This is a genomic window from Paenibacillus shenyangensis (assembly GCF_000346635.1).
GTDB lineage: Bacteria > Bacillota > Bacilli > Paenibacillales > Paenibacillaceae > Saccharibacillus > Saccharibacillus dauci.
In genome coordinates this window covers 102,987-120,205 of record NZ_AOIG01000018.1, presented here as the reverse complement: position 1 = coordinate 120,205, position 17,219 = coordinate 102,987, and the positions used below count along the sequence as shown (strand labels likewise).

Genomic DNA, 17,219 nt, shown 5'->3' with positions numbered 1-17,219 from the left:
ACCATCTTCCCCCTACTCCAAAATCAATTCGTACATCTGTCCATATGTACGTCCATCCGTGAAAAAGAGCCGTACATATTCATTCTTGCCTATTTCGATCGCCGGCAGTTCATTACGCCCAGCCTGGAAAGGTTCTGCAAACGGGTATACAATTCCGTCTTCCCGGTTCGCCGGATAACTGCCTTCCTTTTTGACATAACAGAGTACATCGCGGGCTACCGGTACTTCGGCATGCACTTCGATACGCACCGTTTTGCGTTTGCTGAGCCAGCTGCCCTGCTGGCGGATTGAATAATGAATTTTCGCCCGGCCGGCACTGACTTCGATACGATTATCTCCTTCTGGCTGATGCAGAAGGGCATGTTCGCCTTCCTGTTCTAGCACCAGATGGATTACATAACCTATTTTGCCAAAATGATCGAGCCGATCACGGTATCCATTGGCAGCTTTGTATTCTTCACGCGTATACAATTTTAGTCCCTCCGCCAAAGGAAGCTGGTCGCTCTGCCATCCTGCAGCTCCGCCAGATTCAGCAGCAGCATCCGCTGCACCACTCTCGGATAATTTCTGAATATATACCGCCTGTGCGTCCCGCGGCCATAACCACCGCAGGATGCACCATCCATCCTCTACCTGAGCGGTCAGTCCACGAATACCCTGATCGCTACCTGGTTCTGCATCGATATAACGCATTGCACCATCTCCTTTCTGCTTGAGGAACTTGATTGTACTGCTGTCATACTTTTCGCTTTCATTATTGCTCCGAGCATTTGCTCTTACGTGTTACGTAACGACGATGTGGCTGGCTTCTACCGCTGGAAGCTGCGGGCGCTCTCTCCGCGTCTGCGACGAGGACTACCCGAGCTGGTTGGCGGTGGTGGCGGGGTATCATTGCGTCGAATCATCCGTTTGTTGTTCTCACCGATTGGAATAACCAGTGTGAACAGCGCAATGATCAATGCCAGAATCATAATCGCGAGGAAACGGATAACTCCATCCGTCCAGTCGGTCTTGCCGATTCCCCATTCCAGCAGCAGACCTGCCAGCAGACCTCCGACACCGCCACCTATACCAAAGCTGCGGGCCAGGAAGCGATTATCAAACAGCAAGCCCAGACCGACTCCGAGCAGCCCGCCCAGAATCATCACAAGCACAACATGCAGAATCTGATAGTACAGATTGCTATTGAACGGTTCACTACGTTCGGTTACCAATGTGCGTTTGTCCAGTGTGTCATAGATTTGCTGGAACGTCTTCGGCAGATCGATAGCCTGGGATACATCATAGTATTGTCCGCCCGTCTCCGAAGCAATTTGAGGCAGCAGATTCGGATTCACGTTATCTTGCAGACTCAAGCCAACAGTGTGAATCGCAATCCCCTGCTGCTGAAAAGGCTGCAATGTATCGGAACCGAGTGTACTGTCTCCATCGGACAGCATAATCACGACCGTACCGCGGGTATCGTCATTGTGTTCTTTGATCATTTGCATGGCTGTATCGAGTGCCAGCGTAAAATCGGTTCCCCCATCGGTAGTAACCATCGTATCCATCGTCTGATGAACTTGCTGCTTGGAAGCTGCATTCAGTACGGTCAGCGGCAGTGCCACGCTGGCCTGATCGCTAAACTGCACAATACCTACACGCATATCATCATCCATGGAATCTACCATGTTTTTAACGGCCTGATAACGCAGGTTCTGCGGATCGGTACCCTGCATACTGCCAGAGTTATCAATCACAACTACTACGTCACGAACGGTTTTGGCTCCATTAAAATCAAGCTGGTACAAAGCTTCAGCTGCCACTCCGCCGACGAACATGACCACCAGCGTGGCAGGAACGAGCAGCTTCCACGATACATCGGTATACCGCTGTCTCCATGAAGCGCCATTTAATTTAGGTGAAATCATTTCGGCCAGCAGGCAGAAAATCCCGATCATTAGACTAATAATGCCAAAATAAATCCCCATCAAAAGAATGCGGGGCATCCGGTCAAAATACGAATGCAAAAACCATTCGCTAAGAACAAAACCGATAGCTCCTCCGATCAGACTGAATAAAACCATAAGCCAGTTTACTTTGCGCTGCATCTCTGGCGTCTCCCCTTTTCCATTGTTAAGTATCTGCGAGGTTTTGAGGGATGCTGCGCGTGGGAAGATGGGAAGAAACATCGCTCAGGGAAAAGATGATCCAGCCGATCGCTGTTGACCATGGATATCTCGAAAGACTGCCTGTAGCAGTCGATATCCATGGTCAAAGGCGAATGCTCGCTTCTATTGGATCATTCTTTCCCCTTCGCTCCGTGCTTCCTTCTACTGTGCTGCAGATCTGCCAAAAGCCTCGCATCCGGCGCTGCGCGCGCCATTTTGCCGTTTGGTAAAAATGGGTTGGTGCGTTGGAATTAAGAATACTTGCGTTAAGAATAGACATATCTAGTAGTGAGTAGTGGTGGTAATGGGTTGGCCTGGTATTGCTTCCTTGCTGCTTGTGTTGGTTTAGTAGCTGCGATAGTATGGTCCCATTTTATCCAAACGGCTATGCATGATTTATTTTGTTCAAGCCAGATTCTTCGGTATGGAACGTGTATCCGTTCTGAACATAGGTGTCGTAGTACGTTTTGCCGTTACGGTAATAGATTAGATCAGTAATACCGAAGCCGCCCATCAGGTTGAGCTTCTCGACGCCGCTGGTACGGTCTTCGTGAATAAATCCGGTTTTGTAAATGCGGGTCGTGTTATCGACACCGGCTGCATAACGGACAAATTCGCCGTTTGCGTTGCCGAACATGTACTTTTCCTCATACCGGTGCTTATGGGTGTAATCAAGCAGCCGGATATGAATCGTCGCCCGGTCTTCAAGTGTACGGTACAGTTCCTTGAACAGGTCCTCCTGCGATAGGGCCTGCTTGTTGGCATAATCGATCGTCACATTGGCTCGCTGCAGCAGCTCTTGTTCAAAGGTCTGGGACAGCACCTGTGACGGCAGTAATTCCTGACGGCACACTGTAATCAGGCGTTCGATAAGTGCCGGTGAGCCCTGCTCCAGCAGACTCGTTATATCGCCCATGCTGCGCTCTTCGAAAAAGGCACCTTCGCCGCGTTTGTCCTCGATCTCCTGCATTACCTCGGTGGTCAGGCGACTGTAGTAGTCCGTAATATTCTGGCCGATATAATCATCGGCGATACGTATACTCTCCGCAGCTGCGATATGGAGATCCTGACCGATTTGATCCATTCGGCGTACCAGTTCCATACTGCCCCGGTGCAGGGCGGCGAGCTGTTCTTCCCAGCTGCGATATAATCTCAGCCTTGTCTGCAGCCGCAGAATATGAAGGCGATGCGGATAGATCGTCTGGATCAGCGCCCGCGTCAGATTTCGTACATTATGCTTGTCCATGAACGGCATTTTCTGAAAAGACAGCTCATCCGTGCGGCTGTTATACCACTGTTCCAGTTCCAGCTGTGCCTGCTCCACTGCGATATTCAGATCACGAATACGGCTGCGCAGTACTTCCCACAGGCTAGTGTTACCTGCTTCATCACTCCAGGCAGCCAGCTGATAAAAATGGACATCTGCATGCTCACCCATCTGCTCGGCAACGATACGCTTGAATTCGTGCGCTGCGTCCCACTCTGTCAGTCTGCGCTCGGTTTCCTGCTCGTAATTATCCCGGAAGAACGCATCGCCTCCCTTTTCGAACAAAGCATATTCCGCTTCACGCAAACTCATCGATTTGAGCGAAGCGAAGCTGACCGACCTCGTCATTAGACTGTTCATATCCTCCAGCCGCGCTTCATCCGGTATCAGATACTCCAGCCGGCGATCCATAGATAGTTCATCCATGCCCAGCAGCTGTTCTCGTTCACGTGCGTTCAGTGAAGGCTCACTCTTCATCCGCTGCACAATCCCGAGGAAAAAGTGCTCCAGTACAGTTAGTGCGATGGCCAGATCCGGTCTACGTACACGGGCATACCCGGCCGATACCAATCCTTGGCTGCCATCTGCATTACGAATATTATTTTTGAAGGCCGTATTGTTATAATCCGAACCGCTAAATGCTGCATCACTGCCATGATCCGGACGCTGCCGGTTTTTTAGCAGACTGATCCGGCAGATCATATCATAATTGCTGTTCACGCCACCATTTACCGCTACTCCGCGTTCATTGCGGTCTGACAGTACATAGGCCAGTTCAAACAACGGCGCTGCCGTGTGATGCACCATAACGGATAGTCCATCCTCGGTACGCTGTAGTGGCGCACTCAGGCTGTAATCTTCCCGCTGCATCTGTTCCAGTTCCTGCAAAAAGGCAACACCTGCCGAGTTGGCATAACCGAAATTTTCTTCCTGCTCTCCTTCATGAATCAGCGCATAGATATCCATCTGCACCGACTTGAAGGACTGCCCCAGAATGGAACGCGCCAGCAGTGCAATCTGCGGTACCAGTATATTCATCGGATCCTCTACACGCGTCACTACCGACAGATGCAGCCGGTCAAAGGAAGAATACATTCTTCCAAAGTCGGCCAGTCTGCGGGCTGCCTGACGAAAAGCGCGGTTCAGCTCCAGCAGATGCCTACCATCCTGACGGAAATGCTCGCTCCAGTCGGGACGCTGCATCTTTTTGCCGGAAGCCACTTCCGGTAGAGAAAGGTATGACAAAATCTGCTGCGGATCATCCGCTTCTGGTGATCGGGAAGAAGAGTCTGCAGCAGATTCCGGTAATACTTCAACGTACATAACACCAGCGCCATTGTCCCATTTTTGGGCATTTACGCTTCTGATATGAGCAGCCGCATCGCGGACATGGTCCCCGATAAACAGGAAAACGGCGGGGTAGTGTATACTGCTCCGCCCGTCTCCCTGTCCGGCTGTTTTCTCTTCAGCAGCAGCGTATGCCTCTGCGAATTGTCTCAGCCGAACATCCATATTATCTCAGTTTCCGGCGCAGATCGTTTAATTTGGTCACCATCTGCTTGTAGAACTGATAGGCTTCATCGCCATTGACCAGCTCTACACGCTCGTATTCCAGACGATCGCGCGCTTCCAGATAAGTCTCATACAATTCATCCAGCTTGGTCAGCAGCGGTGTAATATCCTCCGATGCTGTCAGCTCGTTATCACGGCGGTCCGCTTTGCGCATCAGTACCGCACGGTTTTTCTCATCCAGCTTGCGGAAGGCTTCGAATACTTCGAACTCTACCACATTTTTGGTCTTCATCAGATTCGCGAACGGCTCCCATGCTTCTTCTTCCGGATCGCGATCATACACATACAGTGCACCTTTTTTGGTGATCGTACCGGTATACAGTGCCTGTACAAACTGATCGATCAGCTTTTCTTCACCTTCAAAGCGTCCCAGCATGCTTTCTAGCTCGGTTATTTTCAGCTGAATCGCATCATATTTGGCCAGCTCTGCGCGTACACGTTCGATCATTTTCGGCGAACGGATCAGGTTCTCTGCAGCCAGTTCTTCATTGTAACTGTTAAAGATATCCTTGGATGATTCAGCCGGTAGGCCTTCGCTCATCAGACGACGCAGTTCGGTTAGCGCACGCTTGATTTCGCCCAGATTCGGACGGGATGCATCCAGACGCAGATCGTATCCGGTTAGTACAGCGTCCAGATCGAACGGCTGACTAAAGTTTATCGCGAACCGGTTGCTTGTATTCTGATCCACATCTTTTTCGGAAATCACTCCGAGTGCACGTGCACGGGCAAAGTCAGCCCGGATACGCGCATTGTATGATTGTACGCGCGGATTGACGTACGTCTCTCCCCATGACTGCTCGGGGATTGGCGACGGCAGATACGTCCAGTTTTCCTTCTCGCTCATTACGAGGTGACGACCTACGCCTTCACGATCCAGGATCGTACGCTCGTAATTCTCCTCGTATACTTTGAGTGGTGTATAGACGAACAGCGGCACGCCGTTACGGGTGTTCAGCCAGAATATCCGGTTTTTCACCTGACTTTCTTTGATCGTGAAATGAGACTTGCCGATCGCATTGGTCTGGTAATTACGGATACCACGCAAAATGCTTGGCGCCTGTACCGGCACAGAGACAAAGCCCCATGAAGGGAAGTGCAGATTGCCTGCGCTGTTGCTCAAATGGAATACCGGCACCGCATCATCATCCAGACGGCTGGCAATCTGACGTTCCACGAATTTCTCGATTGGCTCGTCTTCGCCGTATTTCATCACCAGGAAGTCTTCCATCGAACGGGTGATCAGATCACCGAATTTGTCACTCAGGAAATCGGAGATGGAGCGCACGATATCAACTTCATTTTCTTTGACCCATTGATCGGAATGGTCCAGCAGTTGCGTAGAGAAATCACGAATCAGATCGTCTCCGTCCTTGCTGTCCATAATATCGCTGACCGCTTTGGAGATATCCGGTACGCTGACCAGATTCCAGTAGTACGTTTTGTTGCCACGATGGTCAGCTTGTTCGGTACCGCTGGTCAGCAGCTCGCCGTTTTTCTCGAAAATAGAGCTCAGTGCATTCAGCACTTCGGTGAATACGCCGTAGATCCGGTTATTTTCACGATTCAGCAGCTGATACAGATCTTCATAGAACTCGATCATTTGCTGAGTACGCTCGATATCTGCACGCAACCAGTACTCATCGATTTTGGCTTCGATATATACATTTTTCTTTTTGTCTTTGGAGACAAAAGCACTCTTCGCATCACCCAGACGATCATTCGCATACTCTGACGCTGATTCGATATCACGCGGAATGCGTGTCAGACTCTCACGCAGCGTCTCGATATACGACAGCAGCATTTTCAGCAGGGAGAAGCCGTTTTCTGTATACAGCATCCGGGAGACATAGAATGGTCCCTGTTCCGGGTGCAGGAACATACGGCGGATCTGATCGGAGAATTGACCGACAATCTCGCCCGGCAGCTGCTGTTTGGCTTTGATATATTCTTCACGGGCACGCACGAGGAACGTCTGCTCCAGTTCGGTATCCATGCTGACTGCCTGCATTTTAACTACATTGTTATAGCTCAGACGCTCACTGTTCTCAAAACCTGGCAACGGCTCCGGTACGCGAGACTCAAACGTCTTGGTCATGGTGTCCAGATCGACACCCAGCTTGCGGGCAAAATTCTCTACCGCTTCCTGATCCGGTGCCTGATCGAACATTTTGTCCATCTTCTGGAACAGTCGGTAGGCCAGATACGTCGTCATCTCTTCAATCGGCAGTACAGCGGAAGAAGCACCGATGATGTTGTATTCATAGTTCGCCGGATACGCACGGTTCATCTGCGCGATATTGGTCCGGATATTGCTGATATAGTCATGAATCGCGAACTCTTCGCCGGAGGCTTTTTCCTCACTGGCCATAAAGTTCGTGATATTTTCGGCTGTGACATTCATGCAGTAGTCATATGCATTTTCCAGCAGCTTGCCCTCGGTATTGGTCGCCGAGATCAGATGACACAGGTTAAATGGCGGCAGTGGCGAATTCACATTCAGAATACTGCCGTACTGCTGCTTAAAGCGCTCGCCGCGGCTATCAACATTCATCCAGTAATCCAGTTCCTTGAGCGCGGCATAGCCGTTTTTGCGAATGTATTCACGGGTATGCTCGCTCAGGCTCTTGTTGGACAAATTGACATCCGGGGTAAACAGATAGCCCAGCATGGTCAGACGGTCAATCCCGGCAGAGCCGTAGTCGCGTTCTACAATACCGCGCACGATATAGGAGATATCGAGGAACGAGCCGCTGCCTGTACCGCCGGATAGACCGGTCAGCAGGAAGACCATCAGCTTTTTGTTGGTGCCGACAGACAGTGTTTTGATCTTCTTGTCGATACTCTGTACGACCTGATTGATCTTGGTGAACAGCAGCAGACGACCGGCCTGACGAACACCGGCAGCACCGTTCATACCGTCTGTAATGCTCATCTCCGGAGACAGCCATTCGGTAATATAAGGCTCCAGCAGGCTGCGGTTTTGCAGCAGGCCACCGATTTCCGGATTGGACAGAAGTACAAACTCATTATGCGGGTCCAGGCCGATGCCTTTGTATTTCTTGTTACGATCCTGTTCATTTGTCTCAAAAGCCAGGAATTCCACGTTATCGGGCTTTTCCTGTTTTTTCTTAGTTACCGGATCTTCCGGCAGACGGAAGCGACGGTTAATCTGGTATTTCAGACGCAGCAAGGCATCGATCCCTGTTCCTCCGAGTCCGATAATCAGAATCGGATTGTCGATGGTATCTACTCTTATTTTCTCGCTGACAATACCGCCACCAAGCGATACGTCGAGCTGTTGAATATGTTCTCTAACGATTGGTTTCATGGATGATCCCCCTTGTAACCTTCTAGTTTAACGTTCACTGAATTGATCTGTATTGCGTATTCACATGGAGCAAGTTCGTTGAATAGCACATGCTCTTGTGAATTGTACGATTTGATCATGAATTAAATATGTCTGACCGTTTCTCTTGTCCTGGCTTACTTGTGGCTTCCCGGCAAGTATTACCCTGGAAGCCGTATCATCAGGTCAGATATTCCAGCAGAATAGTCTTGTCTACCTGACGCAGCGCGATCGTCAGACGATCGCCGCTTTTCACTTCATATCCGCGGGAAGCATCGATTGCACGACCGGACTTCTCGATTACACTGTCTCCGTGGTTACGAATCAGGATACGATCATTATTACCCGGTGTGAATGTGATACTCTCGGTTTCTTTGAGTTCCGGCGCCAGCTGCAGCAGCTGATGCAGGTTGAATTTGCCACGGAACGTGGTCAGTTTCTTGTACTGCGGGTAGGATTTCTCTCCGGTATTCTCGTCGCGGATCTCGATAACCATCTGACCTACGAAACCACGATTTTTCTGCTTGAGCATACGCAGCAGGAACCAGAGTCCTGTCAATACCAATACTACACCGATAGCAATCAGAATCCATGCCATGGTACCAAGGCCCGCAGCTTCCTGCGCCCCGGAAGTACCTATGCCGGCTCCGGTTGCATCGACTGTAACCGGCGTCGTCTCGCGGTAGAAACTCTGCTCTTCCGCTCTTACAACCAGCTGGTATTTATGATTGTCCGGCACTTCAAAGGTTCCTTTGAATTCAGTACCATTACCTGTTAATGGCACCTGGCTGGCTGCTCCGGTATCCATATCTTTGACGTTCAATACAGCTTTGAGGTTACCTACCTGAGACGCATCGGTCAGCTTTTGTCCGTTGCTGGTTAAATAGGATAGGATATCGATCTTATCGCCTTTGCCGTAATTTTTACTTGGAATCGGCTCCAGCGCCATTTCCAGACTGTAATTGAAGATCAGGTTGATATCGATTTTGTCCTGATCGACCCCTTTGACCTGCAGTGTCCAGTCTCCCTGCTGCGGCTTAAGCAGTTTGACCAGGGAATAGCTTTTGGAAGTGGAGACGCTGACCTGATCGGAAGGAACAGCGACTTCTTTGCCCGACGGATCTTTCAGCTTCACTTCCACCTTTTGGGCGGACATGATCGAGATATTGGCTTCCTTGACGCTGGCATTCGGGATATTGATCTTCACATCCTGAAATTGTCCGTTACCGGTAATTGAATCGACCGGTACCACATTTACCTGCTGGTGAGCCGCGAAAATTTCACTCAGGATGCCTGGTAGCTCATCCGCTGAGCTGGTTACAAAAGATTTACCACCTGTCTCAGTAGCGATGTTCTTCAGCGCCTGCTGATTCAGCTTGCCATCGGCATTCAGTCCAACGGTGTAGACCGGATAGCCTTTTTGCTTGGCCTGCTGTACGGCTTCGTTCAACTGTTGATCCGCTTCACTGTTGGAGCGACCGGAGTTGCTGTTCAGTTCGTTATTACCATCTGCGAACAGCACGATCATTGGTTCATTACCCTGCTGCGAGCTGTCCTGCAGAATATTAACTGCTTCTTTCATGCCGACCGAGATATCCGTGTACGGTCCGCGATTCAGATCATCGATAAAGTTTTTGAGTTCTGTTTTGTCATCTGCCGAATTCATACCGGTCAATGCTTTCTCACGTTCAATTTGATCGGTATAGGCGACTACCCCTACCCGATCACCCTGGGTGGGCAGCATATCGACAAACAACTTCATCGCTTCATTCCCGAGCTGCTCGGGATCGCTGGATTTCATCGAGTTACTGACGTCCAGCAGCAGCACTGCATCCACCGAAGAGGATGGGCTGTTATTATTGGCTGCTGCCGATGCGGCAAACAGCGTACCTGGCAATTGTGTCAGACACAGGATCACTGCCAGCGTTATATACATAAGATTGAGTTTTCTACGGAACATCATTCTACTCCTTCGCTTAAGGTAAAATGTAGGACAAATATAGGACAGGCGATTCTCTCACATTGTAGCGGATTATAATTAAGAACCAGTTAAATTCACCTTAACATGCCTTAAAAAACATAAAGTGAAAAATTTGATACCATTTTCACCACAATATCCATAATAATCCATCTGCATCCAAAAAGTCTCGTTTACAGTCGAATGATCAAAGGAAGCCGGATATTATTATAACGTATCTGCTTGAATTCTTTCCCCACCCTGAGACGGGGGAGATCACTGGACTACAGGCTAAAAGTTGAATAATCTTCATCGCTCCCTTTATTCTGGAATAGAATTTCGCATAAAATAGAAAATAACCAAACTTCTACTACCTGAACATACAGAAAGGATTATCTTATGGATATACTTGCATACGCATGTGTCGCGATTACGTTTCTTTTTGTCGTGAGCCGCTTGTTAGCTTACGCATTTCGCCGTAAAAAAGCTCCTTCTGAAGAGGAATTGGAAAAGCAGCTGCTGGCCGCCGTTAACGATCGGGAATAACCAAATACGAATTACAGAGAGTGATTGCATACCATGACAACGACCAAAAAAGCGGTTCAGCTGCCTGTACTGGAGCGAAGCCGCCGCAACTATGACCGGCTGCGGGTCTGCCGCCGATGCGGACAGTATACGATCCTGCCCGGTGAACAATGTCCCAAATGCGGCAGAACCCGTCTCGTGCCGGTGATGGAACAGGCACGTTCCAAGGCTCGTCGCAAAATGCTGAACGAAATTTTATTTGCCCTGCTTCTTACTATCATAGCCGTTCTGCTGTCACAGGATATGACGCAGATCGCTATTGCTGCTGTGAGTGGCCTGGTGCTGATAGCTCTGCTGGTGCTCGTACAGCGCCGGATGATGGGACGGGAGACGCTACGGCAGCTCAGCCGCCTTTTCCGTTACAATCGTGCTACGATCTATGAAGGACTGGTACATGACCAATCCATCGGTGTAGAGACGGTACGCAGCGGAGAAGATGTAGAAGGTTATCATATGCTTCGCCAAACATCTGTACTGGTCCATAACGACCGGTTGCGCCTTGCTCTACTGTCACTGCTGCAGAATTTCCGTTTGCGCAGCGATATGGACCTGGATCTGGAATCACTGATCACACGGGATTTTGATCCGCTCGTCGCCGATTATATCGGTGAGATCGCCCGACTCAAGCGGGATATGATCAAAGATCGTTCGATTCGCTATATTATTGCCAACGAACCGAGGATTCTGGAGATGGCAAATGGATGGAATATTCTAATCAGCGTAACCTCGGCTGCTGTACGGATGAAGCGTTATGTCACCATGTATCCAGGCTTTATCCGCCGATACGCCCGCTTCCTGCCGCGGGAACGCTTTGTACGGCTATATCATGTAGTACGCCAGGATCCGGCGCTGCATGGAGAACTGCTAGGTCAGGATATGGAAAGTATCCGGGCAGAGCTGTATGCAGACGATCCTGCTTTTGAACACGATACTGCCGGAGTGGAGCGCTCATGATCGTACTCCGGCTATTTTCGCTACGCAATCTGCTGCTGGCCTGCTGTACTGTCGGTCTGGTGCTGGTCGTTATGAAAAGTGTCGGCATTTACCATACCATCAGCTGGGTCAAACTTGCCGATCAATATTATGCACAGCAGAAATGGGTGCCTGCCCAGGAATGGTACAGCCGGGCGAATAACAATCATTATTTTACGTATCAGGAACAGCATATTGCTACTCGACTGAATGAACTGGCACCGATTACCGCCTGGAAGGAAACCGTCGCTGCCAGTGCCAGTGAGCTACAGGCAGCAACGGATACCCAGCAGTTCGATTCTTTTATGAATGCTTTTCAGCGCTGGGCAAAGCATGTAAAGCAACAGCAACAAGCCGATGCACGGTTCAAAAAAGAATACAATCAGATTCAAGAGCAGTATCAGATGAAGCAGCGGATTCAGACGGGGTTCACGGCTTTCCGCAGCAGCTTTGAGGCTGCTCTGCAGCATAATCTGGCACAGGGGAACTATACGAATGAATCTTATAAATGGAATCTACTGCGAATCCCCACCAATTATTGGGACACCAAGCAGCCGCGGGATGAATACATTCGTACTCTGCTACAAACCTACGATCAGACCAAGCTGAAGCGCCTGGCAGCAGCAGGTGATTTCAATACATTTCTAAGTCAGGCATCTACGACCCTGCAGGCGTATCAGCAGCATAATTATGAAGCGTCCTGGGTCGCCGAGCTCGCAGAAAATGGAGCACGTTCTGTCATTACCAAGGATATTCAGGCCGGACAGGATGCACACTTTATCGCTCATGCTCGCAGCTTTATCGATAATGCCGCGCAGATCGGGCTTGGGTCTTCATCGGTTCTGACCCAGATTAACCGGCAAATTGATGTGCTGCAGAGTCAGGCTGGCGGGCTCTCGGCCCAGGGGCAGTTCCAGCAAGCTCTGACACTGTACCAATCCCTGAGCACGCTCAAAGATATGAGCGAACCAATCGCTCGCACCCAGATTGCCTGGGCTACGGCAGATCCTGCACATCTGCTGCAAAGCTCCAACGCTTCGATAGCGTATCAGCACATTACAGGCGGCGTGAACTGGGAAGATGTACCGGTATACAGTATCGCTACCGACTCGAATAACCGTCTGTTCTTTGGCCAAATGTCAGCGGATGGAGCCGTTAGTGTATGGTCTGGCGAAATAAGTGAATCTGCTGCCGGAATTCAGTCCCTGTCCCTGGAGACGCGTCTTAGCACCCGTTCACAGCCAATCGTGCTGGTACAATCGGACTCCGGCACTACCGGCTATACACAGTATTCCCTGTACGCTTTTACCGGCAGTGAAGTTCGCAAGTTGCTCTCTGTCGCAGCCGTTAGCTACGAGGTATCCGCAGACAGCAGTATCTTGATGCATCAACCGCTTGAAGGCGCTCCTGGTCAGACAGATATCTATACACCTGCACAGGATGGCAGCTATACACTCAGTGATAGACGTACCGATAGCACAAATTATCTGTCTGTGTCTGCCGGAGAAGTATCGTCCCATCTGAATGAACCGCTGCAATTCAGCACAGAGATTGTATCCGTCGATGCCGACGGTGCGCTGGCCAAGCAAGGTAACAACTATGTACGGTTAACCGGCGATCTGGAATTTACAACAGGTACATTTACCATTTATGGACGTTTTACTGGCAGCTTTGCATCGCTGGATTCCAGTTCGGGCGGGATATCCGGCGGCGGTACGCAAGAGTCGCCGAACAGTGACAGTTCCGACACGGATAGTACAGAGCCGGCAGAAACGGATGGTACCAATTCAGGAATGCCGGACGAGAGCTTTGAACCGGAATACGGACTTGGCGATCGCCCCCCATCCGGACCGATCAATAGCGCAGCAGGTATTCCGATCGTCGAAGTGGATCGGATCGAATAACAGCTGGCTAATATGGATAACCCAATCAAATAAATACAACCAAAACAAAAGACCAGGATCTTTTTCCAGTTACGGAAAAGAATCCTGGTCTTTTATTGATTCTATGTGGCAATTATTTCTACCCTATAGTTATTACTATAGAAGTGCTGTCTGCTTCGTGTGGACCGTCCATGCTAGCGCTGCAGCGCAGGCTGGACTTCTGCCGGAATTGGACATTGATAAGGCTGCCCGTCCAACCGCTCATTCAGCTCATTTCTGGCGGACTGCAACAGCTCCGGCTGAAGCAGCAGTTGTACAGCGGTTGCTGCCATAATTTTGCCGGCATACAGCATGCCCTTGTGTCCGATAGAGGTACGTCCCAACGATACCCACTGCCAGCTGTGCGCCGACGTCCCTATCGCAAAACAGGCAGTCGTGCACTGCACCGTTGGCGTGATCCAGCTTACATCCGCTACATCTGTAGAGCCATACAGCATCTGTCCATGCTCATAAGGCAGCACTTCGCTCGCCAGAGATCGATCACGCTGTGACAGCGGCAGCTTCTGCGCCAGACGTTTCTCCGGTTCGGTCAGTGTCTCGCGTACTGCTGCTGCCAGCTCCAGCTCGTCCTGTGTATGTACAGGTACCGGAAACTGCCCGAACTGTTCAAGCATCACCTGCTCCAGTGTCCGATTCGGCACGATCTCCGAGCAGGCTTTGTCAAAAACAATCTCGACTTTGGTTCCGCTCATCATCGCTGCTCCGCGGGCGATATCGTGAACCCGCTCCACCACTTCTGCCGCTTCATGTACATGAGGTGCGCGAATCAGATAGAGTACTTCGGCACTGGCCTGCACCACATTCGGTGAACGCCCTCCTGTATCGGTTACAGCGTAATGGATACGAGCTTCCTGAATAATATGTTCGCGCAGATAATTGACGCCGATATTCATCAGTTCGACCGCATCCAGCGCGCTGCGACCCATATGCGGCGCAGCAGCTGCATGAGCACTGCGACCTTTGAATTTATAATAAAATTGATAATTAGCCAGCGTATTCACCGACATTACACTGTGATAGTCAAAAGGATGCCAGGTGACCGCACTATCCACATCATCAAACACGCCGGCTCGGGCCATAAACGTCTTGCCCGAACCGCCCTCCTCTGCCGGACAGCCGTAATAACGCACGGTTCCTGTCAGCCCATGCTGCTGCATATAGTCCTTGACGGCGATCGCAGCAGCCAGTGAACCGGTTCCCAGCAAATTATGCCCGCAGCCATGACCATTACCGCCCGGCACCAGCGGTTGTTCTGCCGCTACACCTGCCTGTTGGCTAAGTCCGGACAGGGCATCATATTCGCCCAGCAGTGCAATGACCGGGTGGCCGCTGCCATAGCTGCCCATAAAGGCTGTCTCAATACCGCCTGTTCCACGTTCAACAGTGAATCCTTCTTCTTCCAATGCCATACATAAACGTTCGGCAGAATGCTCTTCCTGAAAACGAGTCTCTGCATAATCCCATATCTGATCGCTGACTGCTGTAAGCTTATCCTGTCTGGAGTCTATCGCATGGTGAATCGTTTTCGTATCGAGCATTTATTGGTTGCCTCCCAATCCTATGAATATCATGATAAATACCAGTTCCAGCATATAGCCGATTACCAGCATCATGGGTATCGTAACGATCAGCAGAATTCGCTGCAGCCTGGGTTCGACCTTATAGGTAGTCATCCAGCGGCGCAGCCAGAACCATGCCATGACCAGCGCCGGTACAATAATGAGCACGCCAATTGCTACTACGCCATAATACAGCCACATTGCTGTCTCTGTACCTGCGCCTCCGGCAAGCCATCGTTCTTTGCCGGTTACCAGGGCAATTACAGCTACTACCATAATGAGATAATATATTTTGAATACCGTACTTTTTGCCATTGAACCTTTGTTCACATTCCTCATCCTCTCACTCGTCTGTCTCTATCTTAACGAATCCGTCGCAGCCGGTAAATTTTGCGCGGTCTGCCGCGTACTGATTGTTGTTCCTCACCATCGATCTCGGCAAGGCCAATCTGGCACAGGCTGCTCATTATACGCTGCGCATTGCGGATCGTCATCGACAGATGCTGAGCAAGCTGGGAAGTGGTGAAGCCGTCCCAATTCATATGACGGGTTAGCGCTTCAATTTTGTTATAGGATTTCACACTGACATTTACTTCATTTAAACGGGCGAGCAGATCCTGATCCAGCGAACGCGAAGCATAGCTCCAGGTCGTTTCATCCTTGTCAATTTCGCGGATATCTCCGTTATCCTGCACAATCACAAGCATCTGATCACGCTTGGGCCGGGCATGCTGGAGAGCAAGCATCGCATGGTTCCCTGCGGCAAATGCAGTATCGCCATAGCCAATGCCTACCGACACGGGGATATCCATATCCAGCTCCATCTTCTCGACGACGCGGCGCAGACTAGACAATTCCCGCTCGATTGCTCCGCGCGTGCTGATCAGCTGATAACTGCCTGCGCCATGAGGAACCATCACTCCATCGATGCGCTCGCACAGTTCCAGCAGATGCTGCTGCATTTGCAGTTCGGCATGCTGCACTGCATAACGATCCCCGGAAGCCCGGTCCCGGAGTGTCATCAGATCACCTTCGATCATCTGCATTCCGATCTGCGTATCCTTGAAATACGAGCTGCGTGCCTGCTGAATCAGCAGTTCGGCAGCCTGCCGGATATCCTGGCGGGTAATGGTCAGTCGGTACACCGGCATTTTGTGCTTTTGCAGTTCGCTATAAATAAAGTGCATACAGGTTAATGCAGCGGCGCTCTGACCGCTTTTCCATAATTGCAGATGAAAGTTCACAATCTCATACGGATCGGCAGAACCTTCGAATATATTCAGATACAATTTCTCCGCCGAGATCCCCAGCTCTGCCAGTGATTCATGCAGATCCAGGTCTTCTGACTGCACCATATCGATAGAATACGGCCGATCACCAATATCCTGTGATTGCAGCATCTGTACCATCCCTTTGTACAATCCCGAGCCAGCCGGTTTGCAGTAAACTGCCAATTCGGATTCTCCCAGATAAGGACGCGCTATGGACATCGGCACCGGACCCGAGAAGAACCATCCTTTGAGCCCCGGACGATGCTGCTCCAGAATACCCGGAATTTCCTGCGGGTGATTATAGACCAGTGGAATAAACTGTGCATCTTCCGCCATATGCCGCGTAATTTCCAGAATATGATCGACAGAAGGTTGAGGCCCGATTACACCAAGACGATACGTCATAGAATTCTCCTTCACCACGTCACTTGTTATCAATCCAGCTATAATTATTATAGCAAGTATACCAAGTTCCTTATAGAAAAGAAGCTTGTTCGGATGTAAATCTTGCACCCACGCTTTAAAAAACAGAAAAGGAACATCCCGGCTGCGCTCTCCTGTTTACGGACTACCAGCCCTTATATTCAATCATTG

The 17,219-nt window shown here is 50.3% G+C and carries 11 protein-coding genes; 3 read left to right on the top strand and 8 right to left on the bottom strand.

Going from position 1 to position 17,219, the window contains the following annotated elements:
• Positions 1-12: 12 nt before the first annotated feature.
• The 5 genes from H065_RS0115580 to H065_RS0115560 form a co-directional block, all read right to left on the bottom strand.
• Positions 13-693 (bottom strand): hypothetical protein, encoded by a 681-nt coding sequence (locus tag H065_RS0115580; RefSeq protein ID WP_017814013.1) that lies wholly within the window; start codon positions 691-693, stop codon positions 13-15.
• A gap of 116 nt (positions 694-809) precedes the next feature.
• Entirely contained in the window at positions 810-2,090 is a 1,281-nt protein-coding gene (locus tag H065_RS0115575) for a vWA domain-containing protein (protein WP_017814012.1), read from the bottom strand.
• Positions 2,091-2,535: 445 nt separating this feature from the next.
• Positions 2,536-4,929 carry a hypothetical protein gene (locus tag H065_RS0115570; protein ID WP_017814011.1) on the bottom strand — a complete coding sequence of 798 codons (2,394 nt, stop codon included), beginning with the start codon at positions 4,927-4,929 and terminating at the stop codon, positions 2,536-2,538.
• Position 4,930: 1 nt separating this feature from the next.
• Positions 4,931-8,320 (bottom strand): tubulin-like doman-containing protein, encoded by a 3,390-nt coding sequence (locus tag H065_RS0115565; RefSeq protein ID WP_017814010.1) that lies wholly within the window; start codon positions 8,318-8,320, stop codon positions 4,931-4,933.
• A gap of 199 nt (positions 8,321-8,519) precedes the next feature.
• The gene (locus H065_RS0115560; protein ID WP_017814009.1) at positions 8,520-10,298 is read right to left on the bottom strand and encodes a vWA domain-containing protein; all 1,779 of its coding nucleotides are present in this window, start codon (positions 10,296-10,298) and stop codon (positions 8,520-8,522) included.
• 396 nt (positions 10,299-10,694) lie between these two features.
• On the opposite strand from H065_RS0115560, the gene H065_RS27940 reads away from it, so the two are divergent.
• The 3 genes from H065_RS27940 to H065_RS0115545 are packed head-to-tail and all read left to right on the top strand — an operon-like array spanning position 10,695 to position 13,756.
• Entirely contained in the window at positions 10,695-10,841 is a 147-nt protein-coding gene (locus tag H065_RS27940; RefSeq protein ID WP_017814008.1) for a hypothetical protein, read from the top strand.
• A gap of 33 nt (positions 10,842-10,874) precedes the next feature.
• Positions 10,875-11,834 carry a hypothetical protein gene (locus tag H065_RS0115550; RefSeq protein ID WP_017814007.1) on the top strand — a complete coding sequence of 320 codons (960 nt, stop codon included), beginning with the start codon at positions 10,875-10,877 and terminating at the stop codon, positions 11,832-11,834.
• The gene (locus H065_RS0115545; RefSeq protein ID WP_017814006.1) at positions 11,831-13,756 is read left to right on the top strand and encodes a hypothetical protein; all 1,926 of its coding nucleotides are present in this window, start codon (positions 11,831-11,833) and stop codon (positions 13,754-13,756) included. Before H065_RS0115550 ends, H065_RS0115545 begins: the two co-directional genes overlap by 4 nt.
• A 173-nt stretch (positions 13,757-13,929) precedes the next feature.
• Here H065_RS0115545 and H065_RS0115540 read toward each other — a convergent pair whose 3' ends face one another.
• The 3 genes from H065_RS0115540 to H065_RS0115530 are packed head-to-tail and all read right to left on the bottom strand — an operon-like array spanning position 13,930 to position 17,030.
• Entirely contained in the window at positions 13,930-15,333 is a 1,404-nt protein-coding gene (locus tag H065_RS0115540) for a M20 family metallopeptidase (protein WP_017814005.1), read from the bottom strand.
• Positions 15,334-15,684 carry a hypothetical protein gene (locus tag H065_RS0115535; protein ID WP_017814004.1) on the bottom strand — a complete coding sequence of 117 codons (351 nt, stop codon included), beginning with the start codon at positions 15,682-15,684 and terminating at the stop codon, positions 15,334-15,336.
• A gap of 32 nt (positions 15,685-15,716) precedes the next feature.
• Positions 15,717-17,030 (bottom strand): GTP cyclohydrolase IIa, encoded by a 1,314-nt coding sequence (locus H065_RS0115530; protein ID WP_017814003.1) that lies wholly within the window; start codon positions 17,028-17,030, stop codon positions 15,717-15,719.
• Positions 17,031-17,219: the final 189 nt, after the last annotated feature.